A 24,055-nucleotide genomic window follows, 5' to 3' on the forward strand; every position below is an offset into this window, starting at 1 on the left:
CAAAAGGGTAAAACTAATAAGCGATGAAAAAAATACTTGCCAACGACGGTATATCACAAAGTGGTATCGATGCCTTGGAAAATAAAGGCTACGAGGTTATTACCACTACGGTGGCCCAGGAACAACTGGTTAATTATATCAATGAGAACAAAATTGTTGGTCTTTTGGTGCGAAGTGCCACCCAGGTGCGCAAAGAGCTTATTGATAGTTGCGAAAGTTTAAAACTTATTGGGCGCGGCGGTGTTGGTATGGACAATATTGATGTTGCCTATGCCAGGGAACAGGGGCTGCATGTAATAAACACCCCTGCCGCTTCTTCTGGATCTGTGGCCGAATTGGTCTTTGCCCATTTGTATGGTGGAGTACGGTTTTTGTTCGATGCCAACCGCAATATGCCCTTGGAAGGCGATAGCAATTTTAAAAAACTAAAGAAATCCTATGCCGGAGGCGTGGAACTCAGGGGAAAAACCCTTGGGGTCATCGGTTTTGGAAGAATAGGGCAAGCTACGGCAAAAATAGCATTGGGTGCCGGGATGAAAGTAATTTATTTTGATCCGTTTATTGAAACGGCTACGGTAAAAGTTCCTTTTTTTGATGGACAGTCCGTTACCTTTAACTTTAAGTCCCTTTCCAAGGAAGAAGTTATAAAAGAGGCCGATTTTATATCGCTTCATGTTCCGGCACAAAAGGAATACGTTATCGGTAAACCCGAATTTGAAATGATGAAACAGGGTGTGGGTATCGTAAATGCCGCACGTGGCGGTGTTCTAGATGAGGTTGCCCTTATAGACGCTTTGGAAAGTGGTAAGCTATCCTTTGCTGCATTGGACGTTTTCGAATCTGAACCCAATCCGGAAATAAAAATACTAATGCATCCCAACATCTCCTTAACCCCACATATCGGTGCTGCTACCAAAGAAGCCCAAGATAGAATCGGGGAAGAATTGGCGTCGCAGATCATAGACCTTCTTGCATAAAACCATTTTAATTTTCCAACAACTTTCTTTTACATAGATTTTTGTACATTGGGGAAAACTATAAATCAATAAACACATGTCAGGAATACTAGATCTATTAAGCGGCCCTATGGGTCAACAACTCATTAAAGGAGTAGCACAACAAGCAGGGCAACCCGCGGATAAAACAAGCAGCGTATTAAGTATGGCCTTGCCGGTTTTAATGGGAGCCATGAAAAGAAATGCGGCAACACCCGAAGGAGCGCAAGGATTAATGAGCGCCCTATCCAATAAACACGACGGTGGAATTTTAAACGATTTGGGAGGTTTATTCGGTGGTGGCGTTGACCAATCCGTTATGGACGATGGTGCTGGTATTCTAGGACATATTTTAGGAGGAAAACAACCACAGGTGCAAAACGCACTTAGCCAAAAATCCGGATTGGACGCTGGTTCGGTGGCAACGATATTAAAAGTGGCCGCTCCAATATTATTAGGCTTCTTGGGACAACAGACCCGAAAACAGAACGTAAACGATTCCAATGCTTTAGGCGGTCTGTTGGGAGATATGCTGGGTGGTGGAAGTAGCGGCGGACAACAGCAATCTTTAATAGAATCTTTCTTGGATTCCGACGGTGATGGAAGTATTTTGGATGATGTAGCCGGAATGGTTCTTAATGGAGGAGGTAAAAAGAAAAGTGGTTTGGGAGGCCTTCTGGGTGGCCTATTCGGAAAATAGATCCGGTATAATTAACTTTATTTAACAAGACCATTCGCCCAACCCGAATGGTTTTTTTGTATCTTATTGTATAATTGCAGACCCTGTAACCCATTACATAGGACCCGTGCTTAAATATATTGAAATGAAAAAGATACTACTTCCATTAACTGCTATTGCCTTTATTTTTATGTTGGCTCTTGCCAGTTGTAAGAGTACCAAAGAAAGTATAGATATTTCGGATAAGGAAAAAATGGCTTTCAACCAAAAAGAAGGAGATACCATAACTATAAAAAGCGAGGTAACCGAATATGAAATAATCATCATAGAACCGGGCTTTAATGTGTGGTTGCAAAGTATAGCACGGCCAGAAGGGTATTATTCCAAGCATTTTTTGGAAAGTAGAAACCAATTAATGGTCATGGAATGGAATCGCAGGGTAATGGAACCACAACGTTTTAATCCAAGGCTGTACGAACTGCGAATAGATTATAGCAACCAGATAGATTATGGATACGAGGTAAACTATAAACTCTACAACTACTTTGTGTATTTTCAACGGAAATATGGGCAACGTTTAGGGCCTTTTATCCCTCGAATTTAAGAAGTATCTTTGCGTTCTAATTTTTTCAATACATGAAAAGACTAAAGGAGCGCTGGGGTATTCACTCCAATTTTCAAATCGTAATCATATTTATTGTCTTTGCCATTACCGGGTCTTCCTCGGTCTATGTGGCCAAACCCGTTTTAGAATGGATGGGTCTCACCAGGGAGAGTTTTCCCGACGGCTTTTGGTGGGGTGGATTGGTATATGCAACGTTGCGCTTGATTCTTATTTTTCCGATATATCAGGTCTTACTTGTGCTCATTGGGTGGTTATTTGGACAGTTTCGTTTTTTCTGGAATTTTGAAAAGAAAATGCTGAGCCGCATGGGTTTAGGATTTCTCATAAAATAATTACCATTTTCTTTACATAAGCCATAACCGGTATTTGCTCAGCTTTGTTAAGAGGAGAAGATGTGCAAAAAATACTTTTACGTTAGGTTTCCCTACTGCTGTGGTATGTATCCCAATTACATCGCAAGGGTCATTTGCAAGGTGATTAAGGTTTTATTTCATTTCTATCACTTTTCCTTTACCCAATTTGCTAAAGACATAAGTATACAACCACATAATGGTAAAGCTGGGTATAATATCCAATCCTGGGATTATTTCTTCAATAAAAGTAACGATCCCCGCTGCCTGTCCTATTTTGCCTTTATACATTCTTGTCATTAACCATCCGGCCACCGGGGCCCAGATAATATCGGAGAATTCGCCTATTCCCGGGATAATGAAAGAGACCATTCCCAATGCATCGAATAGTAATCCTAAGAAAAGGTTCCTTGTTTTATGCTCTGCTTTTTTCGACATATTTAAAATTAGCTAATCCAACCAAAGTAATCAAAGTATATGCCAAAATTTGTATTGAGGAAAATGACTTAGTTTACACCTGCGGCCCGTGATATTCTTCCACCCTCGTCCGTACTGCTAACCAAGTTTCTCGTAGATCTATATATAACCTTTCCGCCAGTGGTAGCGTTTGCCACAAGATTTTTAAAATCTATATTGGACAGGTCCACGGTGGCATCCCCTACGGCCGAAACCACAAAACTTTCAATCTGGGAAAAAGCTGTGTCCATAGTCAATATTCCACCATCTGCTACCCCAACAACACTTATTGAAGGTGTATAGATCGTAATGATGGTCTGACTAAAATCTATATTTGAATTATCGGATTTAAGTTTTAGGGTCTCGTCCGAAACTTCCCAACCAATAGCGTCCAAATTACCTCTATCATCTGCTAACGCTATTCCATAATCCGGTGATTTAACAATGCGTATAGTAGCTCCTACATTGCTGTCCAGTGCTTCAAACTTATTGATATTGATTTTATTTTGGGAAAAACCAAGTGAAACGGTAAGTATGGTCAATACAATAAAAAACTTCTTCATGGTCATAAGTTTAGAAGGTATCCTATTATATAGACGTAAAAAATGGCGAAATGTTACATTTGTGTTAAAAAAATATAGGAAAATATTTCACTTTTCTGTTTCCAAGTCCTGGGAAAAATCTACGAAATAGCCCGAAACACCAATAAAAATAAGGGTTAAGAGAGGTTTGAACTAATTAATTTCAAAAACTCGTTACGTGTCTCTATTTTTTCAAATTGTCCTCTAAATCCGGAGGTTGTGGTAACCGAATTTTGTTTTTGCACCCCCCGCATCATCATACACATATGGGATGCCTCTATTACTACGGCCACTCCTTTCGGTTTTAGGGTATTGTTAATGCATTCCAAGATATCATGGGTTAGCCGTTCTTGCACTTGCAGGCGCCTGGCAAATACATCTACCACACGGGGAATTTTACTTAAGCCAACTATATGTCCATTGGGAATATAGGCGATATGGGCTTTCCCAAAAAACGGGAGCATATGATGTTCGCACAAGGAATAAAGTTCTATATCCTTTATAATGACCATATCGTCATAATCTTCTTTAAACATAGCGCTTTTAAGGATGTCCACGGCATCTTGTTTGTATCCCTGGGTAAGGAACAACATGGCCTTGGCAGCCCGCTCCGGGGTTTTAATAAGACCTTCTCTATCTACATCCTCCCCGATCTCATTGATGATCTTGGAGAACCGGTCCTTTACATCGTTCGTAATTTTTATGTTGTACTCCTCTAAGTTTTGATATGGCGACATTTAACTTGTTGTTTTAGTTCAATTTTTCGGTATAATATTCTTTTAGCTTATCAATTTTAGGATTTATTATAACCTGACAGTAAGGCTGTGCCCTGTGGTCGTTATAATAATTTTGATGGTCTTCTTCCGCATTGTAAAAAATTTGGGCTTCGGACACTTTGGTAACCACGGGAGCTTCAAATACATTTTTCTCTCCCAAAAACTTGATGAATTTCTCTGCTTTCTCTTTTTGTAAATTAGTGTGATAAAAAATTTCGCTCCTATATTGTGTGCCTACGTCATTTCCCTGACGGTCCTTGGTTGTAGGATCATGGGTAGCAAAAAAAACTTCCAATAATTCTTCATAAGTGATAACTGCTGAATCGAAAGTAATTTGAATGGCTTCGGCATGGCCCGTCCTACCCGTACAGATTTCGCGGTAGCTAGGATTCTTTATTGTACCACCCGTATAACCAGAGATTACTTGCGTTACGCCCTTAAGACGTTGAAAAACAGCTTCTGTACACCAAAAGCAGCCTCCAGCAAAAGTAGCCGTTTCATATGTTGTTATTGTTGTTGACATTGTCCTTGTTCTTTATGTTTCTAAAAATACCTATTTCCCCGATACTTGAAGGTATAATTGATTCGATTAGTCTTACTGAGGTATAGAAAATTACTATAGTCTACCATAAACTATTAAAAACACGGATTTGATTTTTTTATTTTTGCCATGTGTGCGCTAATGTTTACTTTCATCCCGTAAATTTCCTTTAATGATCCAAGCCAACAATATTCAAAAATTCTACGGAGACCTTCAAGTATTAAAAGGAGTGGCCCTGCATATAAAAAAGGGCGAAATTGTTTCCATTGTGGGTGCTTCCGGAGCAGGAAAAACCACGCTGCTACAAATTTTGGGCACCTTGGACGGACAGTCCAATAAAAAAGATAGTCAGTTAATTATCAACGGTGTGGATGTTAATGCACTTAACGATAAATCGATGGCCAAATTTAGGAACCAACATATCGGTTTCATATTTCAATTTCATCAGTTACTCCCAGAATTTACGGCCCTAGAGAACGTATGTATACCTGCTTTTATAAAAAAAACACCTAGAAACCAAGCTGAGGCCAAGGCAAGGGAACTGTTAGATTTTCTTGGGCTATCCCACAGAATAGATCACAAACCAAACGCTCTTTCTGGCGGTGAACAACAACGCGTAGCGGTTGCTAGGGCACTGGTAAACGACCCCTCAATAATTTTTGCCGACGAGCCTAGTGGTAACTTGGATTCAGAAAGTGCGGACACCTTACATAAATTGTTTTTTGAGCTACGCGATAAACTAGGGCAAACCTTTGTTATAGTAACCCACAATCAGGGTTTGGCTAATATGGCCGATAGAAAATTGACAATGGTGGACGGATTGATAACTAAGTAATTTTTAAGTTCAAAATCCTGGAATCCAAATTACATCGCCTGAAAATTTTGACAGACTTAAATACATGCTAAACAACACTTTAAAGGAGAAAATTATTGCAGTTTGCAATGCCAAAATTGCCGCAAAAGGCTCCAATGTAGGGTTATCGTTTTATGCCTTCTTTTCCAATAAGAACAGCGATCCGGAATTATTAATGGAAATGGCCACATGGTGGATTTTGGAACATAAGTTAGACCATTTTGAAAAAGCTGTGAAAATTAAAAATCTAGTTCAGTAAACGGCAGATCCAAAACACCAATGATACATCCAAAAACAAAGAACCTCCAAACTCTCCTTTAATGAACAAATCGGAACTAAAGGAGTTTTTGGACGCCAAGGCCGCCCAGTATGATCATCCCAAATTTTTGGAAACAGACCCTATTAAGATTCCGCATCTATTTTCCAAAAAAGAGGACATTGAGATCGGCGCTTTTCTAACTGCCACCATAGCATGGGGTAATCGCAAGAGCATTATTAAAAATGCAACCACCCTCATGGAGCTTTTGGATTATGCTCCACATAATTTTGTGATGCAACACCAAAAGGGCGATTTGGAAAAACTTTCCAATTTTGTGCACCGTACCTTCCAAGGAGAAGACCTTATTTATTTCATACAAAGCCTACACAATATCTATAGCAACCATGGTGGCTTGGAAGACTGCTTTTCCAAAAATGCCACTCCCCTTTCGCTGCAGCCGGCCATTAGCAATTTTAAGAAGGTATTTTTTGAAATACCACATCCCAAAAGAACTACAAAACACGTTTCGGATCCTGAGAGGGGTTCTGCCGCCAAGCGCATCAATATGTTTCTGCGCTGGATGGTACGTCCCAATACCACAGGTGTAGACTTTGGCCTTTGGAAAACGATTCGGCCGGCCCAATTGTCCTGTCCCTTAGACGTGCATTCGGGAAACGTTGCCAGAAAACTGGGACTCTTAAAGCGATCACAGAATGATGCAAGGGCCCTTGGGCTGCTCGATACCGAACTGAGAAAATTAGACCCCTTAGACCCTGTAAAATACGACTTTGCCCTTTTTGGTCTTGGGGTTTTTGAAAAATTTTAATTCCAAGATCGCTGTAGCACCTTGTGGGTAAACAGTACCTTACCTATTTAATTTAAAAACAATTGAGGCGCTATAATCGCTAAGGATAAGATAGCTTCATGGAAACCAATTGCATTAGCTAGAGAAAAATCATTCACCAAACCCATACATCGGGGCAAATTCTAGGGGTATTTTTACGTTGCCTTCTGCAATGGATTTGTAAATGGCCTCTACAATAATCATATCGCGTTTACCCATGGCCCCTGGGACCTTATTAGGTGTCCCCGATAAGATGTGGCTTGCAAAGTCGTCCATCTGTAATTTTTGTTGACGCTCGTGCGGAAATTCTATCGTCCTACCAGAGGAGGTACTTCCTCGCAAAGGGCCGTAGTGATTTGCCGGATTTAGTTCAAACCACCCCCTATCGCATGATGCATATAAGCGGTTTGCATTCACATTGTGTGATGTAAAAATGTTGGCTACCGCTCCACTTGGAAATTCGAACTGGGCCGTTACGGTCTCATCGGTATCTTTGAAGTATTCCGGTCGAGTGCTGAATTCCTGAGCTGTAACGGAGGTTGGATTTTCTCCGGTTCCGTATATTGCGCTCTGAATGGCGTAAACTCCCATGTTCATTAATGCTCCCCCACCGGAAAGCGCCTTGTTAAGTCGCCATTGATCCGGATTACCCCTAGAGTTGTATGCCGCATCGGCAGAGAGGTATTTTACATTGCCAAAAGTCTTTTCGCTTACCATGCGCTTCACTTCCTGGGTATACGGTTCGGAATGTAACCGATAACCCACACTAAGTTTTACCCCTGCCTCTTGGCACGCATCAATTATCGCATCGCATTCTGCAACATTCATGGCCATAGGTTTTTCGCAGATAACATGCTTACCAGCCTTTGCGGCGCGTATACAAAAATCCGCATGCATACTATTGGGAAGCACTACATAAACAATATCTATGGTGTCGTTATTAGCAATGTCATCAAAATTATCATAATTATAAACGCTTTCTTTTGGAATACCATACTGCTGCATCCATTGTACTTCCTTTTTTGGAGTACCGGTAACAATTCCACTTAACTTACAAAATTGGGTGTCCTGTAAAGCAGGTGCCAATTGGTAAGTACTATAGCTACCAAGCCCTACAAGAGCCATGCCCAATTTTTTCTGACTCTTGTGTGTGTTGGGACTTCCATATGCCCAGGTCAAAGGAGTCATAAGTGCCGCTGCACCTATGCCTTTGCCAACCGTAGTATTAAAAGCTCTGCGGGATAGTTTTTTCATATCTAAAAGGGTTTAGTATTCAACTACAAATTGTCTTCAAAAATTACAATTTTTACATCAAGATTCAGAAAGACAACTAAAGATACAAAACCTATCTATTTTCAATCTAAATTCCTATTTTTAAACGAATTTCAAAAAGCAACATCCAAATGAAGCAAAACGTCTTATTTTCATTATTCTCTCTTCTATTTATTTCACAATCGGGTTTGGCCCAAGACCGAAAATTGCCCTTGGACACTACGGTGGTAACACAACACAATGTAACCGTAAACGGCACTTCCTTTGCATATACCGCCACAACAGGCACACAACCGGTCTGGGACGATATGGGGGAGCCCATTGCCTCCTTACATTATACCTACTATACAAGAAATAATGTAAAAGACCGTGCTAGCCGACCTTTATTGATGTCTTTTAATGGCGGGCCAGGATCTGGTTCTGTTTGGATGCACTTGGCCTACACTGGCCCTCGTGTCCTAAAGATCGATGATGAAGGCTATCCGGTGCAACCCTATGGTGTAAAGCAAAATCCTTATTCCATTTTGGATGTTTGTGACATTGTTTATATAAACCCTGCCAATACAGGATATTCCCGAACCATTCCAGAAAAAGGGGAAAAGGTAGATCGGGAAAAGTTTTTTGGCATTAATGCCGATGTTAAATATTTGGCAGAATGGCTAAACACCTTTGTAACGCGCAACAACAGATGGCGTTCTCCCAAATATATTATTGGGGAAAGCTATGGGGGTACCCGAGTAATGGGCTTGTCCCTGGCTTTACAAAATCAGCAGTGGATGTATCTTAATGGAGTAATTATGGTATCGCCGGCAGACTATAATGTAATTACCAAAAATGGTCCGGTATCCGGTGCGCTTAACCTTCCGTACTATACCGCGGCCGCTTGGCACCATAAAGCCTTGCCTTCGGACTTACAGCAAAAGGATCTGTTGGATATACTACCAGAATCTGAGTCCTATACCATCAACACACTTATTCCGGCACTTGCCAAAGGTGGTTTCATAAGTGCTACCGAGAAAAATGAGGTTGCAAAAAAAATAGCCCATTATTCAGGGCTATCAGAAAAAGAAATTTTACAACATAACCTGGAAATTCCCACGGATTACTTTTGGAAAGCCCTTATGAGGGATCGTGGCGGTTATAATATTGGTAGGCTAGATAGCCGGTATTTGGGTATAGACAAACAATTGGCCGGAAGCGGACCCGATTATAGTGCAGAACTCACCTCTTGGTTGCACAGCTTTACACCGGCCATTAATTATTATCTGCAGGAAGAGTTAAAATTTAAGACCGATATTAAATACAATATGTTTGGACCCGTACATCCGTGGAACAACGAAGATGACAATACCCGTGATAATTTGCGGCAGGCAATGGCCCAAAATCCCTATCTCAACGTCTTGGTACAATCCGGGTATTATGATGGGGCAACTACCTATTTTAATGCAAAATACACCATGTGGCAAATAGACCCCAGTGGACGTATGAAAGATCGTTTTAGCTTTAAAGGGTATCGCAGCGGACATATGATGTATCTAAGAAGGGAAGATTTAAAAAACGCCAATGACGACATACGAGCGTTTATCTTAAAAACAATGGCCAATGGCAAATCGGCTAAATATTAAACCGTTAAATCCATCACAATGAAAAATACTAAAATAGGAATACTGGTTTTACTATTACATGTAATCTCTTTGGGCTTCAGTCAGGAAGTACCCTCAAAAGAATGGCAGATAAAAACTGCTGTTTTGGCCGCACCGGCAGAATTTCAGGAAGGCGCCCTAGTCTATGGTTATAATTCCGCCGGAGATTTTGTAGTACTGCGTGAAGGCACCAACGCCTATGTATGCTTGGCGGACGACCCTAAGAAAGAAGGATTCTCCACTGCGGCTTATCATAAGAGTCTCGATGAGTTTATGGCACGTGGCAGAGCCCTAAAGGCAGAAGGAAAAGAATTTAAGGAAATCTTTGATATAAGGGAGAAAGAAGTAAAATCCGGTGCCTTAAAAATGCCCGATAAGGCCACGCTTTGCGTTTTTTCCGGCACTGTAAACGAAGAGACCAAGGAAATTGAAAACCCATATGTACGCTACGTGTTTTATATGCCATTTGCCACGGGGGAAACAACGGGGCTACCCACTACGCCAATGCCTCCCGGACATGCTTGGCTTATGGACGCTGGCACCTACAGGGCACATATAATGATTACGCCCCCCAAAAAGGAATAAAACCCGGTGAAAAAGGGCAGGTGGCACCTTTTAATAACCCATGATAGCGATTTAAAAAATTTATGTACCAACTATGAAAAAATTAATTTTAAGCCTTTTTATTTTTACACTTTTTATGATAGATGAACTAGAAGCGCAGGATTGGGCAAACCTCGCCCAGTTTAAAGATGCCAACGTCGAATTGGGAGCACCAAAGATAGATGAGGAACGTGTAGTGTTTATGGGCAATTCCATTACTATTGGTTGGTTACAGCTCCTGCCGAGTTTTTTTGATGGCAAACCCTATGTAAACAGGGGAATCAGTGGTCAGACAACGCCCCAGATGCTATTGCGTTTTAGACAAGATGTAATTTCGTTAGATCCGAAAGTAGTGGTTATACTTGCCGGTACCAACGATATAGCGGGAAACACTGGCCCAATTACACTAGAAATGATTCTCGATAATATTAAATCCATGACGGAATTGGCGGAAGCAAACGATATCAGTGTTGTAATTTCGTCCGTATTACCCGCTTTTGATTATCCTTGGAGAACGGGTAAAGAACCTAATAAAAAAATTCCCGCGTTGAATGCCATGCTAAAAGATTATGCTGAGAAAAAGGGTGTTGTGTATCTAGACTACTTTTCGGCCATGGAGGATGGGAACAATGGTATGATTGAAGCCTATGGTTCTGATGGTGTGCATCCCAATGCAAAAGGATATGAGGTTATGTCGCCCTTGGTAGAAAAGGCCATACAACAGGCTCTCAACAAAAAATAAATGAAAACCGGTGCTTTGCTCAGCATTATGGCATTGCTATCTTTTACAGATCAGCAAGCTCAGGAATCGGGGACCGTACAACCAGCACTCCCCATACTTTCCGAATTTTCGAAAGTGCGCGATTTTACCCTGTCGGCCAATACCCGGGAGGCATATGTCACCGTACAAAGTGCTGCTGAAGAAGTATCCGTTATAGTGCGCCTTGAAAAAGAAAACGATGTATGGACCCCACCTCAATTAGTCAGTTTCTCGGGTAAATACAAAGATTTGGAACCCTTTCTTTCACCGGATGGATTACGTCTGTATTTTGTTTCCAACAGGCCACTGACCACAGATGACACCCAAACAAAGGATTTTGATATTTGGTTTGTAACGAGGAACGGCGAGGGAGATCCATGGTCTGAACCACAGAATTTGGGTTCCCCGATTAATACCGAACATAACGAGTTTTATCCTAGTCTTGCCAACAATGGAAATTTGTATTATACAAGCGACTCCCCTACTGCACTTGGAAAGGACGATATTTTTTTTAGTGAGTTTAAAGATGGGAAGTACAACCAACCTATCGGTTTAGGGGCTACAGTAAATACCGAAGGTTACGAATACAATGCATATATAGCGCCTAACGAATCTTTTCTGATTTTTGGCGGTTACAATCGAGAAGATGGGCTGGGAAGCGGTGATCTCTATATCAGTTTTCAGAAGGAGGACGACAGTTGGGAGAAGGCTGTAAACATGGGTGAAGCGGTTAATTCTGCGTATATGGACTACTGTCCGTTTGTAGCTATGGATTCGTACATTTTGTATTTCACCAGTCGAAGAAGTACAATAAAATCAGAAGGTTTTAAATCCATTGGTGCACTTCAATCTGCCTTAAACACCTACGCCAACGGTAACAGCCGAATTTATAAAGTATCTATTAAAGACCTTATCGATAAGAAATAGCTGACCATATTTATCTTTTTGGTACATCTAGTTATGCTATTTTACTAACTTGCCCTGATGGAAGATCCTTTAATAAGCATATTGATTCCGGTAAAGAATACGGCCGTTTTTCTACCGGAGTGTTTGGCTTCCATCCAAAACCAAAGTTATACCAATTGGGAGGTATTGGCCATTGATGATCATTCTACAGACCTTAGCGCCACAATACTCCATTCTTTTGCAAAAGACGATGACCGGATCAAAGTGTTTAAAAACGAGGGTACCGGTATCATAAACGCTTTGCGAAAAGCCTATTCCCTATCTTCCGGGGAGCTCATTACCAGAATGGATTCTGACGATATTATGACAAGGGACAAATTGGAGATCATGGCTGCCAAACTTAAAGAAAAAGGAAAGGGCCATGTTGCCATAGGACAGGTAAAATATTTTTCTGATAGAGGGATCAGCAACGGTTATGAACGTTATGAATCTTGGTTAAACCTGCTTACCCAAACCGGAAACAACTATGCTGAAATCTACAAGGAATGTGTTATTCCATCTCCCTGTTGGATGGTGTTTAAAGAAGATCTGGATCATTGTGGTGCGTTTGATCATGATCGATATCCCGAAGACTATGATCTTACCTTTCGGTTTTATGAAACAGGTCTTAAATGCCTACCCTGCGATCGAGTTTTACATCTGTGGCGCGATTACGATACAAGAACTTCGCGGACCAGTGAACATTATGCCCAAAACTATTTTTTAGATATTAAACTGTTTTACTTTTTAAGGTTAGAATTTGATAACACTAGGCCCTTGGCACTCTGGGGCGCAGGGAACAAGGGCAAAACAATTGCGCAAGGCCTTATAAAAGAAAAACTTCCTTTTTATTGGCTGTGCGATAATCCAAAAAAAATAGGTAAAAAAATATACGATCAAGAAATGTTACATTACTCGGATTTGGTAGGACTGAACGACCCGCAAAGTATTATTACTGTGGCCAATGAAGAAGCACAGAGCATGATACGAGAGTACTTTACTTCCTTAAATAAACATCCAAAAAACGATTATTTTTTCTTCTGTTAGCACAGGAGCAATTGAGGCCCGAAGGTTAATTTTTTCTAAAAGCTGCTTTTTTCCATCCTTAGCATAAAACATTAAACGGTGAAATCATTATATTTGCCAAATCAAAATCAGGAATGCAGTTTAAATATCCAGAATTACTTTGGGCCTTATTTCTACTACTGATTCCTATCATTATCCACCTCTTTCAGCTTCGTAGGTTTAAGAAAACGCCGTTCACCAACGTAAAAATGTTACAAAAGGTGATTGCCCAATCGCGCAAAAGTAGCCGTCTAAAAAAATGGCTCTTGCTCGCTACCAGACTATTGATGTTGGCAGCCTTTGTTATGGCCTTTGCAAGACCGTTTTTCGCCGAGAAATCAGCCTTAAAAACAAGGGAAACGGTAATATTCTTGGATAACTCCTTTAGCATGCAGGCCAAAACGGACAATGGTACTTTACGGGATGCCGCCATCCAAGAACTTCTCAAAAGAATTCCGAGAGACTATAATTTTAGCCTTTTTACCAATGAGCAGGTCTTTAGGAATGTCTCTATAAAAGATATCCAAAACGATTTACTTACACTTCCCTATACCTCTAAGCAGCTGGGATTACGGGAGGTGGAATTGAAAGCCGCTACTTTTTTCAGTGACTCCAAGACTAATATAAAGGACTTTATAGTCATATCCGACTTTCAAAGTAATATGGTCTCCTACTCGCAAGATACGATCAGCCCGTTTCAAAGGCATCTTGTGCAACTGTCCACAGACAAATTACAAAACATAGCGATAGACACCGCTTATGTAAACACCGTATTTGGCGAAAATGTGGAGCTAACTGCTGTCTTATCAAGTAATACGGATTCCGAGACCATGGCGGTTTCTCTTTTTAATAATGACAAACTTATTGCCAAGACCGCGGCAGACTTCGCCAATGGTAAAAAGGCAGCCGTAGTCTTTTCATTGCCGGGTAATTCGGTCATAAATGGTAAAATAGAAATTTCGGACGACGGTCTAACTTATGATAATCTGTTTTTCTTCAATATCAATAATAAAGAAAAAATAAAGGTTTTAAGTATTGGAGAAGGGGCTAGTGATTATTTAAACCGCATTTTTGAAAAAGAACAGTTTCAGTTTGCCTCATTCAGTCTTAGCGATTTAAATTACAGTCTTTTAGAAACGCAGAACCTAATTATATTAAACGAACCAAAATCAATACCGAATGCCTTGGTAATGGCGCTAAGGTCTTTTTATTCAAATGATGGAACCTTAGCGATCATTCCTTCCACTGAGGCCGATATTTCTGCTTACAATGCCTTGGTGGCCGGTTTGGGCACGGTGTTCACCGATAGATCGGATATTGAACAGAACATTACCGATATTGTTTTTGACCACCCCCTGTACCAAAACGTTTTTGAGAAGAAAGTGACCAATTTTCAATATCCAAAAGTCAATAGCTATTACAAGATAAATACAAGGGCACCCCATATTCTTTCATTTCAGGACAACCGTCCTTTCCTGATCGGCAACCGTAATCTTTACATTTTCACCTCCTCAATCGGGGAAGCCAATTCCAATTTTAAAAACTCGCCCTTAATAGTACCCACGTTCTATAACATGGGCATCAATAGCTTACAGATGCCCAAACTATACAACCTCCTGGGTACCACCATAAACGTTGATATACCCACCTCCCTGTCCAAAGACAATATTCTTAAAGTTGCTGGCTATGGGGGCGAATTTATACCACAACAACGGTCGCTCCCCAATAAGGTAATATTAACTTTCTTTGAAAATCCTGAGACCAGCGGTATTTATAGTATTAAGGATAATGATAGTATTATTAAAAATTTGAGTTTTAACTACAGTACGGAAGAGAGCAAGCTTAATTATTTAGATATAAACAATCTTAGCGCCAGCAGCAAACAAGGTTCCATAGCCGATCTGTTTGAAACTATCGAAAAAGATAGCAGCCTTACAGAGCTTTGGAAATGGTTTGTTACTTTAGCAATACTGCTAATGTTGGTAGAGATGCTGATTCAAAAATATTATAAATGAGTTTAAGGATGAAACAAATTTACCTGAGCTCCACTGCTATAATCGAATGAAATGAAGGTACTATTAAAGTCTGTAAAAATCATAGATGTCGCCAACAAAGGGCTTCATCTTAAAAAACGGGATATTTTAATAAACGATGGAACCATTGAGAAAATTGGGGTTAATCTGCCTACTACCAAAAACACCAAAACAATCACCTTTAAGAATTTGCATGTATCCATAGGATGGTTCGATAGTAGTGTCTGCTTTGGAGAACCCGGCTATGAGGAGCGAGAAACGATTTCCAACGGCCTTACCGTTGCTGCAAAAAGTGGCTTTACGGATATTGTACTAAACCCCAATATAAACCCCCTTCCCGACTCTAGTTCCGACATTGTATTCCTTAAGAACATGGCCAATGGGAGTGCTACAAACTTATACCCTTTAGGAACTTTGACGGTTAATGGCGAAGGACAAAAACTGGCAGAGCTTTATGATATGGGAAATGCCGGAGCCGTTGGGTTTTACGACTTTAAGAAGTCCGTTGAAAATTCTAACCTAATGAAAATAAGCCTTCAATATGCCCGCAATTTGGATGGGTTGGTACATTCCTTTCCAATGGATATGTCCATTGCTGGCAAAGGGTTGGTGCACGAAGGGGAGACTTCTACCAGGCTTGGACTTAAAGGTATTCCGGCGCTGGCAGAAGAGCTTAGAATTGCCCGCGATCTTTTTATCTTGGAATACACAGGAGGAAAATTACATATACCAACAATTTCTACGGCCAATGCCGTTAGGCTTATCTCCGATGCCAAAAAGAAAGGTTTAGACGTAAGTTGCAGTGTAGCGCTACATAACCTCTGGTTTACGGAAGAGGTATTGACCGATTTTGACTCCAATCATAAAGTAATGCCTCCATTACGTACTAAAAAGGATAGTAAAGCCCTTTTAAAGGGTTTAAAAGATGGTGTAATCGATTTTGTAACCAGTGATCATACCCCCATGAACATAGAAGAAAAAAGGGTAGAATTCGATAATGCCGCATATGGAACCATAGGTATTGAAAGCGCTTTCGGAATCCTGAACCAATTGGTACCTACAGAAATGGCCGTGACTTTACTTACTAAAGGCAGAGAACGCTACGGAATAGAGGAGCCACTATTAAAAGAAGGCAACAAAGCGTGTTTAACGCTTTTTGATCCTGACGCCACATTCCAATTTGGGGAAAACGATATCCTTTCCACCTCAAAGAATACCATGTTCCTGGGACAGCCTATTAAAGGTAAGGTCTACGGGGTAATATGCAACGGTAAAACAATAATTTAAGTATCTTTAAAGACAAATTACCAACCCTTAAATAATATAATAATGGATGAAAAAACGATCAACGAAGGAAAAACAATGGCAATTATAAGCTATATCACCCTTATTGGAGTGCTTATTGCCTACCTCATGAACAACGATAAAAAAAATGCCTTTGCCAAATTTCATATTGGACAAGCCTTACGAGTATGGCTTTTAGGTGTTGTATTGGCCATTGGTGGAACCATGTTGGTAATATTTACGGGCATTGGGGCTTTTGGCTATCTAAGTTGGGTAGCATGGATCCTTGCCGTGCTGGGGCTTGTTAATGCAGTAAACGGTAAGACAGAGAAAGTACCGTTGGTAGGTTCTATAGGTGAATAAAACCCAAAACCTTTTTAAGATTGTAGTTTCTGGAAGTAACCAGACCCCCAATTGAATATAATGAACGAAGCAAAAGAAGGTAAGACTACGGCAATTATTGCGTATATGACCATGGTTGGCGCTTTGATAGCCATTACCATGAATCTGGAACCCAAAAATGAATTTGCCCGTTTCCATACACGGCAAGCATTTGGACTACATCTCATTTTTTTGGCGGTTGCGCTTTTTTTAAGCCAATGGTACAATACCTATGCCTGGTACGGATTGTACGTTTTCTACATTGTCCTTTGGTTTTACGGTTTTATAGGGGCCTTAAACAATAAAAAACAATCGGTCCCCGTCTTAGGGGACTACTTCCAGAAATGGTTCACCTTTATTCAATAGTATGACCACTGCTCCCTTATCATTGGAACATTTGATCCGTCCTTCGTCCTTAAAAGAAGGTAGACCCCCAGTACTTTTTATGTTTCATGGCTATGGAAGCAATGAAGAAGATCTTTTTTCTTTTGCGCCAGAATTACCCCCGGAACTTTGTATAATATCCGTTCGTGCCCCGTATGCGTTAGAACCTTTTGGCCATGCGTGGTATGCCATTAATTTTGATGCAGAGTATGGCAAGTGGAGTGATGACGAACAGGCAAAAATATCTCGGGATAAAATTATAGCTTTTATAGAAGAAGCTTGCAGCACTTATCATTTAGATCAAAACAATATAAGCTTGTTGGGGTTTAGTCAGGGTACCATTCTTGGCTATGCCGTGGCACTTTCTTATCCCACAAAATTTAAGAACCTTATTGCACTTAGTGGGTATATCAACGAAAATTTACTGATTGCCAGCACCGACGCCGAAAAACCAGACTTAAATATTTATGCGTCTCACGGCACAGTAGATGAGGTTATTCCTGTAAGTTGGGCGCAAAAAGCGCCAGAAGTACTTAAAAAAATGGGGATTTTACATACCTATGAGGAGTTTCCAATGGGCCATGGTGTATCTCCCCAGAATTTTTATGCCTTCAGCAAGTGGTTAAAGGATAGGATTTAGTTGCTTCGGGTATATAATAGGTGGTCAACCAAAGTAAAGTCTACACCTAAATTATCCTTAAGCTCATAATTGATGATTATTTCTCCCCAATGTTTCCCATCCGAAAAATCGGCCAAAATCCATTTATGGTTAAGGATCTTTATTTTGTTGATTTTAAAGTCGCTCTGCATGCCCTCGTAGGGTATTAGGGGGTTATCGCCTTTGGTCTCGTTTGTCTCCAGCAATTTATCGGCAATGTACCTAGATGGGTCTTGGAGCTTTAGATGATCATAGTAAGCCAAGGCATCATCGTTGTTATCCAAAGAAAAATATTGCATGTCCAACACCTTTAGCTGTAAAGTTTGTACGGTATCGTTCATAGTCTTCTGAAGTTCTTCATTTTTGGATTTTAAGCTATCTATTTGTTCATTTTTATCAGAAACCATGTTACCGGCACTAACAAATTGATACAAACTTATAAGGGCGGCAAAAATGAACAGATATAAAAAAATCTTACTTTTCATGGATATATATGCTTAGAGGTCCAAAACCAAATTATCGTATGCCAAATGTACGTTTTTTGGTAATTTTTTCTCCACCTCTTTGTGAAAACCCAAAAGGTGGCTGATATGTGTAAAATAGGCTTTTTTTGGTTTTATTAACGCTACAAATGCTAAAGCCTCTTCCAAATTAAAATGTGAGTGATGGGGTTCTTCCCTTAATGCATTGACCACCAATACTTGGGCATTTTTTATTTTTTTCAATTCCTCATCTTCTACCGTCTTAATATCCGTGAGGTACACAAAATCTAAAATCCGAAAACCAAAGACCTGTAGTCTATTATGGAAAGCCTCTATGGGAATGGCCTCTAGATCACCTATTTTAAATGCGCTGTCCTTGGTAATGAGGTTAACTTCCACAGCCGGTGCTCCTGGGTATCTGTTTTCATCGGCAAAAATGTAGTCGAATCTCCTTTTTAATGAGGTTGCCACACGTTGGTGGGCATAAATAGGAATATCGCCCTGACGAAAAAAAAACGGTCTTATATCATCTATACCGGCAGTATGATCGGCATGTTCATGGGTAAAAAGAATACCATCCAATTTAGACACTTTATGGGTCAACATCTGTTGCCTAAAATCGGGGCCGCAGTCTATTACGTAATTGTAATTTTTCCATGAAATCATCACAGAAACGCGTAGTCTTTTATCCCTTGGATCTTTACTTAGACATACCGGATGAGTGCTCCCAATTACGGGTATTCCCTGCGATGTTCCGGTACCCAAAAAAGTAATTTTCAACCCCTTATCTATTTATTTCAAATTTATAACTTATTTATTTAATACATTGGTCATTCTTTTTAACTTTGCTACACACAAAACTAACACAATGGCTTCAGTATTAAAAAAGGATACCGCTTTTGAAAATATCCCATCCATAAAGGCCAAAACCCTTAGAATTAATTTAAATCCGGACATTTACGGAACTTTTGCAGAAATTGGCGCAGGCCAAGAGACTGCCAGGCATTTTTTTAGGTCTGGAGGTGCTTCCGGTACCATTGCCAAGGCTATGAGTGCCTATGACAAGGATTTTAGCGATGCCATCTATGGTACGGAACCAGGGGTTAGATATGTTTCCCAACCTCGGTTAAAAAAGATGCTTTCCCATGAAATGCGTTTGATGGAAGAAAGAATAAGCCGGGAAAAACATCCGGATAAGCTATTCTTCACTTATGCCAATACCGTAGCCACGATAGATTTTTCCAAGAGATACAAAGGTCACGGTTGGTTAGGTATTCGTTTTCAATTAGATCCGAAACAAAAGGAATTGGACGAGATTGTGCTCCACGTCCGTTTTAAGCAGAACGAAGCACGTCTTCAGCAAGAGACCTTGGGTATTTTGGGAGTAAACCTAATCTATGGTGCATTCTTTAAATACCACAAACCCAGAAAGCTGCTAAAATATTTGTACGATCATATCGATAAGGACACCGTAGAGATAGATATGGTGAACTTTGCCGGTCCAAATTTCGAAAATGTAGACAATAGGTTAATGAGTCTGCAGCTCATAAGAAACGACATGACAGATGCCGTAATGTTTGGCCCCGATGGTAATAACCTATTACCTGCCACGGTGTTGTATAAAAAGAACATTTTGGCTTTGCGGGGAAGTTTTAGACCGGTTACCAAGGTTAACATGGACATGTATCAAAAATCCTACGATATTCTTATACGAGAGCAGAGCGTGGAAGAGGAAAACACTATTGTGGTGTTCGAAATTACCCTTTCAAATCTTAAGGCCGCAGGTGAAATTGACGAGCAAGATTTTATGGATAGGGCAGAATTGCTGTGCTCTTTGGGCCATACCGTGTTGATATCAAAATTTCAGGAATATTTTAAACTTGTAGAATATTTTAGTAATTATACCAAAGCAAAAATTGGTCTAACCATGGGTGTAAACAACCTTGTGGATGTATTTGATGAAAAATACTATAGACACTTAAGCGGTGGTATACTTGAAGCCTTTGGTAAACTCTTCTTTAAGGACTTGAAAGTGTATCTATATCCCATGAAAAATCCGGAAACCGGACAGTTGATGACCAGCAACAACGTTAAGGTACATCCTAGAATGAAAGAATTGTACAAATTCTTTAAGTACAATGGCAAGGTGATGGATATTTTTGATTATGATACGGAGATTATGGATATTTTCTCTAGGGATGTGCTTAAAAAAATAACTTCCGGAGAAGAAGGTTGGGAAGAAATGTTGCCAGAAGGTGTAGCAGAGATCATTAAGGAGAAAAAGTTGTTTACCCGTAAATTGGAAGCGGAGAGTGAAAAAGTTAAGTAACTAGATTACTACCTAGTAGGGATATATAGAAAAGAGTCCGAGACTATTTAGTACGGACTCTTTTTTTTGCTTAAGACTCAATTAAAGTAGTTGGGCGGCGTGGTCTCTGGTCTTTACCTTGTCTATGACCTTAACAACTACCCCGCTCCCGTCTATTACAAAGGTTTTTCTATGAATACCATCAAATTCCCTTCCCATAAACTTTTTTAATCCCCAAACCCCAAAGGCATCAATGACCTTGTGGTCGGTATCTGCCAATAAGGGAAAAGGAAAATTAAATTTCTTTTTAAAATTGAACTGTTTTTTCTCAGAATCCGCACTTACGCCCAAAAGGTGGTATCCCTGGGCCTGTAATTCTGCATAGTTGTCCCTTAAATTGCAAGCTTCCAACGTACATCCTGGAGTATTTGCCCTGGGATAGAAAAAAACGATGAGCTTTTTGCCTTTGTAGTCCGATAGGTTTATAACATTACCATCCTGATCATTAACAGAAAAACTGGGTACTTTATCTCCTACTCCTAATGTGTTCATAGTCAATTTTTAATTAAATTCGTGTTTCTTTTTTTGATAAAACTACGCAAAAATGACGAAAGCCGAAAAGGTTCAATTTACTATAAATACGCTACAGGAAATATACCCAACAATACCGGTTCCTTTGGATCACAAAGACCCATATACCTTATTGATCGCCGTATTGCTTTCTGCCCAAAGTACCGATGTGCGCGTAAACAAAATAACCCCCATATTGTTTGCAAAGGCAGATAATCCTTATGATATGGTGAAGCTGTCCGTAGCACAGATTAGGGAGATAATAAAGCCTGTGGGGCTATCTCCTATGAAGTCTAAAGGGATTTATGGGTTATCAAAAATTCTTATCGAGAAATATGACGGTGTAGTACCATCGGATATAAGTTTGTTGGAGGAATTTCCGGGTGTAGGACATAAAACGGCCAGTGTGGTAGTTTCCCAGGCCTTCGGTATTCCTGCATTTCCTGTGGATACGCATATTCACCGTTTAATGTATAGATGGGGTTTTACCAACGGAAAAAATGTAGTACAGACCGAGAAAGATGCCAAAAGACTTTTTCCAAAGGAGCTTTGGAACGAACTGCATCTTCAGATTATTTGGTACGGTCGGGAATATTCGCCAGCTAGGGGCTGGGATTTGCAGAAAGACATCATTACCAGAACTATAGGGAGAAAAAAGGTTTTAGAGAACTACAGAAAAACAAAAAAGGCCCGTTAAAAACGAGCCTTTAGATGTTTCAGTTTAAATTGTTTTCAAACTTAATTCCTTGATAATCAACTATTTGAAGTGATTTCGAATAATCCAGTAAAAATCTGATCGTTTCTGGACAAGCGGAAGTAAGTTTACAAGTGTTCCGTACCTTAGTGTAAATTTTTTCCATATTAATAGTATTGTTATACAAGGATAACGCAACTAAAATAGAAATATTGTTACAAGGTACTTATCGGTATTTAATTTGTTAGGATAATGTTGTTCTTTTCTATTATTTTCCGCAGGTTAATCAGTGCATAACGCATTCTTCCCAGGGCAGTATTAATACTTACACCGGTATTCTCGGAAATTTCTTTAAAACTCATATCCCTATAGATACGCATAAGTAACACTTCCTTCTGGTCGTCCGGAAGTTCTTCAATCAAATACTTAAGGTCACTATCGATCTGGTTTTTGATAATTTGTTTTTCGGCATTCAATTTTTCATCGCCAATGACCGAAAAAATATTGAAGTCGTCATTACCTTCAAATTTTGGCATTCTTTTGGTCTTTCTAAAGTGATCAATAATAAGGTTATGCGAAATACGCATTACCCAGGGCAAAAATTTACCCTCTTCACTGTAGGTACCCTTTTTAAGGGTGTTGATTACTTTAATAAAGGTATCCTGAAAAATATCTTCGGTAATATCCCGATCCATAACCTTGGAATATATAAAGCTACTGATACGCTGATTATGTCTATTGATAAGTATCTCCAGTGCTTTTTCGTCACCGCTGATGTATTCTTTTACTAGTACCGAGTCGTCAATCTGTAGTTCCATACAAATTAGTTTTTTTTGGTTAAGATTAGGGTATTTACTTTGTTGATCTGAGCTAAACTCATTTTAGTTGTCGTCTTTGTTATTATCGAACTAGATAGGCGTTCAATTTTTAATTATGACCTAAAACTATATAAAACACTACGGTGGGAAAAAACATTGTTGTAAAACACCCTATTTCTGATGTCAAACGATGGTTTTTTATTTTTTATACAATAAATTGATGAAAATGTAGTTTACCGAAAGCCAATTTTAGAAATGCTTAAAACCCTTATTTATAATAATGGTAATAGTAAATACTTCCATTTTGGTACGATATGCGGGTAATAAAACAGTGAAGCCGCCAAATATTTGGCGGCTTCACTGTTTTTTATTGTAATGCGTTGTTAGTGGTTAAACATACTCAGTTTATATTACTTTCAAATTTCATTCCTTCGTAATCCACTATTTTAAGGGATTTGGAATAATTCAATAAAAACTGAACCGTTTCCGGACTGGCCTTAACAAGTTCACATGTTTCAACGTTTTCAGGGTAACTTTTTTCCATATCTTAGATTGTTATGATAAAATAACGCAACTAAGATGGAAATAGTGATTCTACTAGACCTAGGCCCGATTAATTCGTTAAAACGATATTATTCTTATCAATTATCTTTCTGAGGTTTATAAGGGCATAACGCATTCTACCTAAAGCCGTGTTAATGCTAACCCCCGTATTTTCGGAGATTTCTTTAAAACTCATGTCCTTATATATACGCATAAACAGTACTTCGCGTTGGTCTCCAGGAAGTTCTTCTATAAGATATCTAAGATCTACGTCTATTTGATCCTTTATTATTTGCTTTTCTGCATTCAACTTTTCGTCCCCTATAACGGAAAAGATGTTGAAATCATCGCTACCCTCAAACTTTGGTAATCTTTTGGTCTTCCTAAAATGGTCTATGATAAGGTTATGCGCTATACGCATAACCCAGGGTAAAAATTTGCCCTCTTCACTATAAGATCCTTTTTTAAGTGTCCTTATTACTTTAATAAAGGTGTCCTGAAAGATATCTTCCGTAATTTCACGGTCCATAACTTTGGAATAAATAAAACGGGTAATGCGTTGATTGTGTCTTTTGATAAGAATTTCCAGGGCTCTTTCTTCCCCGCTCATGTATTCTCTTATCAAGAATGAATCGCTAATGTGTGGTTCCATA

30 protein-coding genes are annotated in these 24,055 nt (G+C 39.6%); 19 read left to right on the forward strand and 11 right to left on the reverse strand.

The genetic code is table 11. The annotated features are described in order from the left end of the window. Nucleotides 1–23 precede the first annotated feature (23 nt). The 4 genes from ACEQ81_RS10620 to ACEQ81_RS10635 all read left to right on the forward strand — a co-directional run bounded on the left by ACEQ81_RS10620 (nt 24) and on the right by ACEQ81_RS10635 (nt 2,631). Nucleotides 24–977, forward strand: a complete 954-nt coding sequence (locus tag ACEQ81_RS10620) for a D-2-hydroxyacid dehydrogenase (RefSeq protein WP_411030867.1) — start codon at nt 24–26, stop codon at nt 975–977. 76 nt (nt 978–1,053) lie between these two features. Next, the gene (locus tag ACEQ81_RS10625; protein WP_411030868.1) at nt 1,054–1,695 is read left to right on the forward strand and encodes a DUF937 domain-containing protein; all 642 of its coding nucleotides are present in this window, start codon (nt 1,054–1,056) and stop codon (nt 1,693–1,695) included. Between the two features lie 124 nt (nt 1,696–1,819). Beyond that, nucleotides 1,820–2,278 (forward strand): DUF6146 family protein, encoded by a 459-nt coding sequence (locus tag ACEQ81_RS10630; RefSeq protein ID WP_411030869.1) that lies wholly within the window; start codon nt 1,820–1,822, stop codon nt 2,276–2,278. Nucleotides 2,279–2,310: 32 nt separating this feature from the next. Then, entirely contained in the window at nt 2,311–2,631 is a 321-nt protein-coding gene (locus tag ACEQ81_RS10635) for a DUF6787 family protein (RefSeq protein ID WP_411030870.1), read from the forward strand. Nucleotides 2,632–2,784: 153 nt separating this feature from the next. Here the strand turns inward: ACEQ81_RS10635 and ACEQ81_RS10640 are convergent, their stop codons facing one another. From ACEQ81_RS10640 to msrA, 4 genes are all read right to left on the reverse strand, one after another. Further along, entirely contained in the window at nt 2,785–3,087 is a 303-nt protein-coding gene (locus ACEQ81_RS10640) for a hypothetical protein (protein WP_411030871.1), read from the reverse strand. A gap of 68 nt (nt 3,088–3,155) precedes the next feature. Continuing rightward, on the reverse strand, nt 3,156–3,668 hold the full coding sequence (locus ACEQ81_RS10645) for a GIN domain-containing protein (RefSeq protein ID WP_411030872.1): 513 nt from the start codon (nt 3,666–3,668) through the stop codon (nt 3,156–3,158). A gap of 155 nt (nt 3,669–3,823) precedes the next feature. Beyond that, entirely contained in the window at nt 3,824–4,423 is a 600-nt protein-coding gene (gene folE / locus ACEQ81_RS10650; RefSeq protein ID WP_411030873.1) for a GTP cyclohydrolase I FolE, read from the reverse strand. A 13-nt stretch (nt 4,424–4,436) separates the two neighbouring features. Next, the gene (gene msrA, locus ACEQ81_RS10655) at nt 4,437–4,985 is read right to left on the reverse strand and encodes a peptide-methionine (S)-S-oxide reductase MsrA (RefSeq protein ID WP_411030874.1); all 549 of its coding nucleotides are present in this window, start codon (nt 4,983–4,985) and stop codon (nt 4,437–4,439) included. A 190-nt stretch (nt 4,986–5,175) separates the two neighbouring features. Here msrA and ACEQ81_RS10660 point away from each other — a divergent pair, with 190 nt between their 5' ends. The 3 genes from ACEQ81_RS10660 (at nt 5,176) to ACEQ81_RS10670 (ending at nt 6,941) form a co-directional block, all read left to right on the forward strand. Then, nucleotides 5,176–5,838 carry an ABC transporter ATP-binding protein gene (locus tag ACEQ81_RS10660; RefSeq protein ID WP_411030875.1) on the forward strand — a complete coding sequence of 221 codons (663 nt, stop codon included), beginning with the start codon at nt 5,176–5,178 and terminating at the stop codon, nt 5,836–5,838. Between the two features lie 64 nt (nt 5,839–5,902). Next, nucleotides 5,903–6,115 (forward strand): DUF6500 family protein, encoded by a 213-nt coding sequence (locus ACEQ81_RS10665; protein WP_411030876.1) that lies wholly within the window; start codon nt 5,903–5,905, stop codon nt 6,113–6,115. A gap of 61 nt (nt 6,116–6,176) precedes the next feature. Beyond that, nucleotides 6,177–6,941 (forward strand): TIGR02757 family protein, encoded by a 765-nt coding sequence (locus tag ACEQ81_RS10670; RefSeq protein WP_411030877.1) that lies wholly within the window; start codon nt 6,177–6,179, stop codon nt 6,939–6,941. Between the two features lie 129 nt (nt 6,942–7,070). On the opposite strand, the gene ACEQ81_RS10675 is transcribed toward ACEQ81_RS10670, so the two are convergent. Beyond that, on the reverse strand, nt 7,071–8,213 hold the full coding sequence (locus tag ACEQ81_RS10675) for a Gfo/Idh/MocA family protein (protein WP_411030878.1): 1,143 nt from the start codon (nt 8,211–8,213) through the stop codon (nt 7,071–7,073). Nucleotides 8,214–8,362: 149 nt separating this feature from the next. On the opposite strand from ACEQ81_RS10675, the gene ACEQ81_RS10680 reads away from it, so the two are divergent. From ACEQ81_RS10680 to ACEQ81_RS10725, 10 genes are all read left to right on the forward strand, one after another. Then, nucleotides 8,363–9,856, forward strand: coding sequence for a S10 family peptidase (locus tag ACEQ81_RS10680; protein ID WP_411030879.1), 1,494 nt, complete (start codon nt 8,363–8,365; stop codon nt 9,854–9,856). 18 nt (nt 9,857–9,874) lie between these two features. Beyond that, complete coding sequence (locus tag ACEQ81_RS10685) at nt 9,875–10,459, forward strand: hypothetical protein (protein ID WP_411030880.1); 585 nt, start codon at nt 9,875–9,877, stop codon at nt 10,457–10,459. A 73-nt stretch (nt 10,460–10,532) separates the two neighbouring features. Continuing rightward, the gene (locus tag ACEQ81_RS10690) at nt 10,533–11,219 is read left to right on the forward strand and encodes an SGNH/GDSL hydrolase family protein (RefSeq protein ID WP_411030881.1); all 687 of its coding nucleotides are present in this window, start codon (nt 10,533–10,535) and stop codon (nt 11,217–11,219) included. Then, nucleotides 11,220–12,164 (forward strand): hypothetical protein, encoded by a 945-nt coding sequence (locus tag ACEQ81_RS10695; RefSeq protein WP_411030882.1) that lies wholly within the window; start codon nt 11,220–11,222, stop codon nt 12,162–12,164. A 57-nt stretch (nt 12,165–12,221) separates the two neighbouring features. Next, nucleotides 12,222–13,229 (forward strand): glycosyltransferase, encoded by a 1,008-nt coding sequence (locus tag ACEQ81_RS10700; protein ID WP_411030883.1) that lies wholly within the window; start codon nt 12,222–12,224, stop codon nt 13,227–13,229. A 113-nt stretch (nt 13,230–13,342) separates the two neighbouring features. Continuing rightward, nucleotides 13,343–15,262: a BatA domain-containing protein gene (locus ACEQ81_RS10705; RefSeq protein ID WP_411030884.1), complete on the forward strand. Its 1,920-nt coding sequence runs from the start codon at nt 13,343–13,345 to the stop codon at nt 15,260–15,262. Nucleotides 15,263–15,313: 51 nt separating this feature from the next. Next, nucleotides 15,314–16,567: a dihydroorotase gene (locus tag ACEQ81_RS10710; RefSeq protein WP_411030885.1), complete on the forward strand. Its 1,254-nt coding sequence runs from the start codon at nt 15,314–15,316 to the stop codon at nt 16,565–16,567. A 42-nt stretch (nt 16,568–16,609) separates the two neighbouring features. Continuing rightward, complete coding sequence (locus ACEQ81_RS10715) at nt 16,610–16,927, forward strand: DUF4870 domain-containing protein (RefSeq protein ID WP_411030886.1); 318 nt, start codon at nt 16,610–16,612, stop codon at nt 16,925–16,927. 60 nt (nt 16,928–16,987) lie between these two features. Beyond that, nucleotides 16,988–17,311 carry a hypothetical protein gene (locus ACEQ81_RS10720; RefSeq protein ID WP_411030887.1) on the forward strand — a complete coding sequence of 108 codons (324 nt, stop codon included), beginning with the start codon at nt 16,988–16,990 and terminating at the stop codon, nt 17,309–17,311. Nucleotide 17,312: 1 nt separating this feature from the next. Then, complete coding sequence (locus ACEQ81_RS10725) at nt 17,313–17,969, forward strand: alpha/beta hydrolase (protein WP_411030888.1); 657 nt, start codon at nt 17,313–17,315, stop codon at nt 17,967–17,969. On the opposite strand, the gene ACEQ81_RS10730 is transcribed toward ACEQ81_RS10725, so the two are convergent. Together ACEQ81_RS10730 and ACEQ81_RS10735 are read right to left on the reverse strand one after the other, a co-directional pair. Beyond that, a complete protein-coding gene (locus tag ACEQ81_RS10730) occupies nt 17,966–18,472 on the reverse strand; it encodes a hydrolase (RefSeq protein ID WP_411030889.1) in 507 nt (168 codons plus the stop codon). The genes ACEQ81_RS10725 and ACEQ81_RS10730 overlap by 4 nt on opposite strands. A 12-nt stretch (nt 18,473–18,484) precedes the next feature. Then, a complete protein-coding gene (locus ACEQ81_RS10735; protein WP_411030890.1) occupies nt 18,485–19,249 on the reverse strand; it encodes an MBL fold metallo-hydrolase in 765 nt (254 codons plus the stop codon). An 88-nt stretch (nt 19,250–19,337) separates the two neighbouring features. Here ACEQ81_RS10735 and ACEQ81_RS10740 point away from each other — a divergent pair, with 88 nt between their 5' ends. Next, entirely contained in the window at nt 19,338–20,798 is a 1,461-nt protein-coding gene (locus ACEQ81_RS10740; RefSeq protein WP_411030891.1) for a TonB-dependent receptor, read from the forward strand. A gap of 81 nt (nt 20,799–20,879) precedes the next feature. Here the strand turns inward: ACEQ81_RS10740 and bcp are convergent, their stop codons facing one another. After that, entirely contained in the window at nt 20,880–21,329 is a 450-nt protein-coding gene (gene bcp / locus ACEQ81_RS10745) for a thioredoxin-dependent thiol peroxidase (protein ID WP_411030892.1), read from the reverse strand. Between the two features lie 52 nt (nt 21,330–21,381). Between bcp and ACEQ81_RS10750 the strand changes: the two genes are divergently transcribed. Then, nucleotides 21,382–22,044, forward strand: coding sequence for an endonuclease III domain-containing protein (locus tag ACEQ81_RS10750; protein ID WP_411030893.1), 663 nt, complete (start codon nt 21,382–21,384; stop codon nt 22,042–22,044). Nucleotides 22,045–22,277: 233 nt separating this feature from the next. On the opposite strand, the gene ACEQ81_RS10755 is transcribed toward ACEQ81_RS10750, so the two are convergent. The 3 genes from ACEQ81_RS10755 to ACEQ81_RS10765 form a co-directional block, all read right to left on the reverse strand. Next, on the reverse strand, nt 22,278–22,859 hold the full coding sequence (locus tag ACEQ81_RS10755; protein WP_411030894.1) for an RNA polymerase sigma factor: 582 nt from the start codon (nt 22,857–22,859) through the stop codon (nt 22,278–22,280). A 400-nt stretch (nt 22,860–23,259) separates the two neighbouring features. Next, nucleotides 23,260–23,403, reverse strand: coding sequence for a hypothetical protein (locus tag ACEQ81_RS10760; protein ID WP_411030895.1), 144 nt, complete (start codon nt 23,401–23,403; stop codon nt 23,260–23,262). Nucleotides 23,404–23,472: 69 nt separating this feature from the next. After that, nucleotides 23,473–24,054, reverse strand: coding sequence for a sigma-70 family RNA polymerase sigma factor (locus ACEQ81_RS10765; RefSeq protein WP_411030896.1), 582 nt, complete (start codon nt 24,052–24,054; stop codon nt 23,473–23,475). Nucleotide 24,055 lies beyond the last annotated feature (1 nt).

Origin of the sequence: Spongiimicrobium sp. 3-5, assembly GCF_046557915.1 — a bacterium.
In the GTDB taxonomy this organism is placed as follows: Bacteria; Bacteroidota; Bacteroidia; order Flavobacteriales; family Flavobacteriaceae; genus JBHEBG01.

What these genes read in the sequence shown, in the direction of transcription:
- ACEQ81_RS10620 (WP_411030867.1), top strand. Translation starts at nt 24, where the DNA reads ATGAAAAAAATACTTGCCAACGACGGTATATCACAAAGTGGTATCGAT.
- ACEQ81_RS10625 (WP_411030868.1), top strand. Translation starts at nt 1,054, where the DNA reads ATGTCAGGAATACTAGATCTATTAAGCGGCCCTATGGGTCAACAACTC.
- ACEQ81_RS10630 (WP_411030869.1), top strand. Translation starts at nt 1,820, where the DNA reads ATGAAAAAGATACTACTTCCATTAACTGCTATTGCCTTTATTTTTATG.
- ACEQ81_RS10635 (WP_411030870.1), top strand. Translation starts at nt 2,311, where the DNA reads ATGAAAAGACTAAAGGAGCGCTGGGGTATTCACTCCAATTTTCAAATC.
- ACEQ81_RS10640 (WP_411030871.1), bottom strand. Translation starts at nt 3,087, where the DNA reads ATGTCGAAAAAAGCAGAGCATAAAACAAGGAACCTTTTCTTAGGATTA.
- ACEQ81_RS10645 (WP_411030872.1), bottom strand. Translation starts at nt 3,668, where the DNA reads ATGAAGAAGTTTTTTATTGTATTGACCATACTTACCGTTTCACTTGGT.
- folE (WP_411030873.1), bottom strand. Translation starts at nt 4,423, where the DNA reads ATGTCGCCATATCAAAACTTAGAGGAGTACAACATAAAAATTACGAAC.
- msrA (WP_411030874.1), bottom strand. Translation starts at nt 4,985, where the DNA reads ATGTCAACAACAATAACAACATATGAAACGGCTACTTTTGCTGGAGGC.
- ACEQ81_RS10660 (WP_411030875.1), top strand. Translation starts at nt 5,176, where the DNA reads ATGATCCAAGCCAACAATATTCAAAAATTCTACGGAGACCTTCAAGTA.
- ACEQ81_RS10665 (WP_411030876.1), top strand. Translation starts at nt 5,903, where the DNA reads ATGCTAAACAACACTTTAAAGGAGAAAATTATTGCAGTTTGCAATGCC.
- ACEQ81_RS10670 (WP_411030877.1), top strand. Translation starts at nt 6,177, where the DNA reads ATGAACAAATCGGAACTAAAGGAGTTTTTGGACGCCAAGGCCGCCCAG.
- ACEQ81_RS10675 (WP_411030878.1), bottom strand. Translation starts at nt 8,213, where the DNA reads ATGAAAAAACTATCCCGCAGAGCTTTTAATACTACGGTTGGCAAAGGC.
- ACEQ81_RS10680 (WP_411030879.1), top strand. Translation starts at nt 8,363, where the DNA reads ATGAAGCAAAACGTCTTATTTTCATTATTCTCTCTTCTATTTATTTCA.
- ACEQ81_RS10685 (WP_411030880.1), top strand. Translation starts at nt 9,875, where the DNA reads ATGAAAAATACTAAAATAGGAATACTGGTTTTACTATTACATGTAATC.
- ACEQ81_RS10690 (WP_411030881.1), top strand. Translation starts at nt 10,533, where the DNA reads ATGAAAAAATTAATTTTAAGCCTTTTTATTTTTACACTTTTTATGATA.
- ACEQ81_RS10695 (WP_411030882.1), top strand. Translation starts at nt 11,220, where the DNA reads ATGAAAACCGGTGCTTTGCTCAGCATTATGGCATTGCTATCTTTTACA.
- ACEQ81_RS10700 (WP_411030883.1), top strand. Translation starts at nt 12,222, where the DNA reads ATGGAAGATCCTTTAATAAGCATATTGATTCCGGTAAAGAATACGGCC.
- ACEQ81_RS10705 (WP_411030884.1), top strand. Translation starts at nt 13,343, where the DNA reads ATGCAGTTTAAATATCCAGAATTACTTTGGGCCTTATTTCTACTACTG.
- ACEQ81_RS10710 (WP_411030885.1), top strand. Translation starts at nt 15,314, where the DNA reads ATGAAGGTACTATTAAAGTCTGTAAAAATCATAGATGTCGCCAACAAA.
- ACEQ81_RS10715 (WP_411030886.1), top strand. Translation starts at nt 16,610, where the DNA reads ATGGATGAAAAAACGATCAACGAAGGAAAAACAATGGCAATTATAAGC.
- ACEQ81_RS10720 (WP_411030887.1), top strand. Translation starts at nt 16,988, where the DNA reads ATGAACGAAGCAAAAGAAGGTAAGACTACGGCAATTATTGCGTATATG.
- ACEQ81_RS10725 (WP_411030888.1), top strand. Translation starts at nt 17,313, where the DNA reads ATGACCACTGCTCCCTTATCATTGGAACATTTGATCCGTCCTTCGTCC.
- ACEQ81_RS10730 (WP_411030889.1), bottom strand. Translation starts at nt 18,472, where the DNA reads ATGAAAAGTAAGATTTTTTTATATCTGTTCATTTTTGCCGCCCTTATA.
- ACEQ81_RS10740 (WP_411030891.1), top strand. Translation starts at nt 19,338, where the DNA reads ATGGCTTCAGTATTAAAAAAGGATACCGCTTTTGAAAATATCCCATCC.
- bcp (WP_411030892.1), bottom strand. Translation starts at nt 21,329, where the DNA reads ATGAACACATTAGGAGTAGGAGATAAAGTACCCAGTTTTTCTGTTAAT.
- ACEQ81_RS10750 (WP_411030893.1), top strand. Translation starts at nt 21,382, where the DNA reads ATGACGAAAGCCGAAAAGGTTCAATTTACTATAAATACGCTACAGGAA.
- ACEQ81_RS10755 (WP_411030894.1), bottom strand. Translation starts at nt 22,859, where the DNA reads ATGGAACTACAGATTGACGACTCGGTACTAGTAAAAGAATACATCAGC.
- ACEQ81_RS10760 (WP_411030895.1), bottom strand. Translation starts at nt 23,403, where the DNA reads ATGGAAAAAAGTTACCCTGAAAACGTTGAAACATGTGAACTTGTTAAG.
- ACEQ81_RS10765 (WP_411030896.1), bottom strand. Translation starts at nt 24,054, where the DNA reads ATGGAACCACACATTAGCGATTCATTCTTGATAAGAGAATACATGAGC.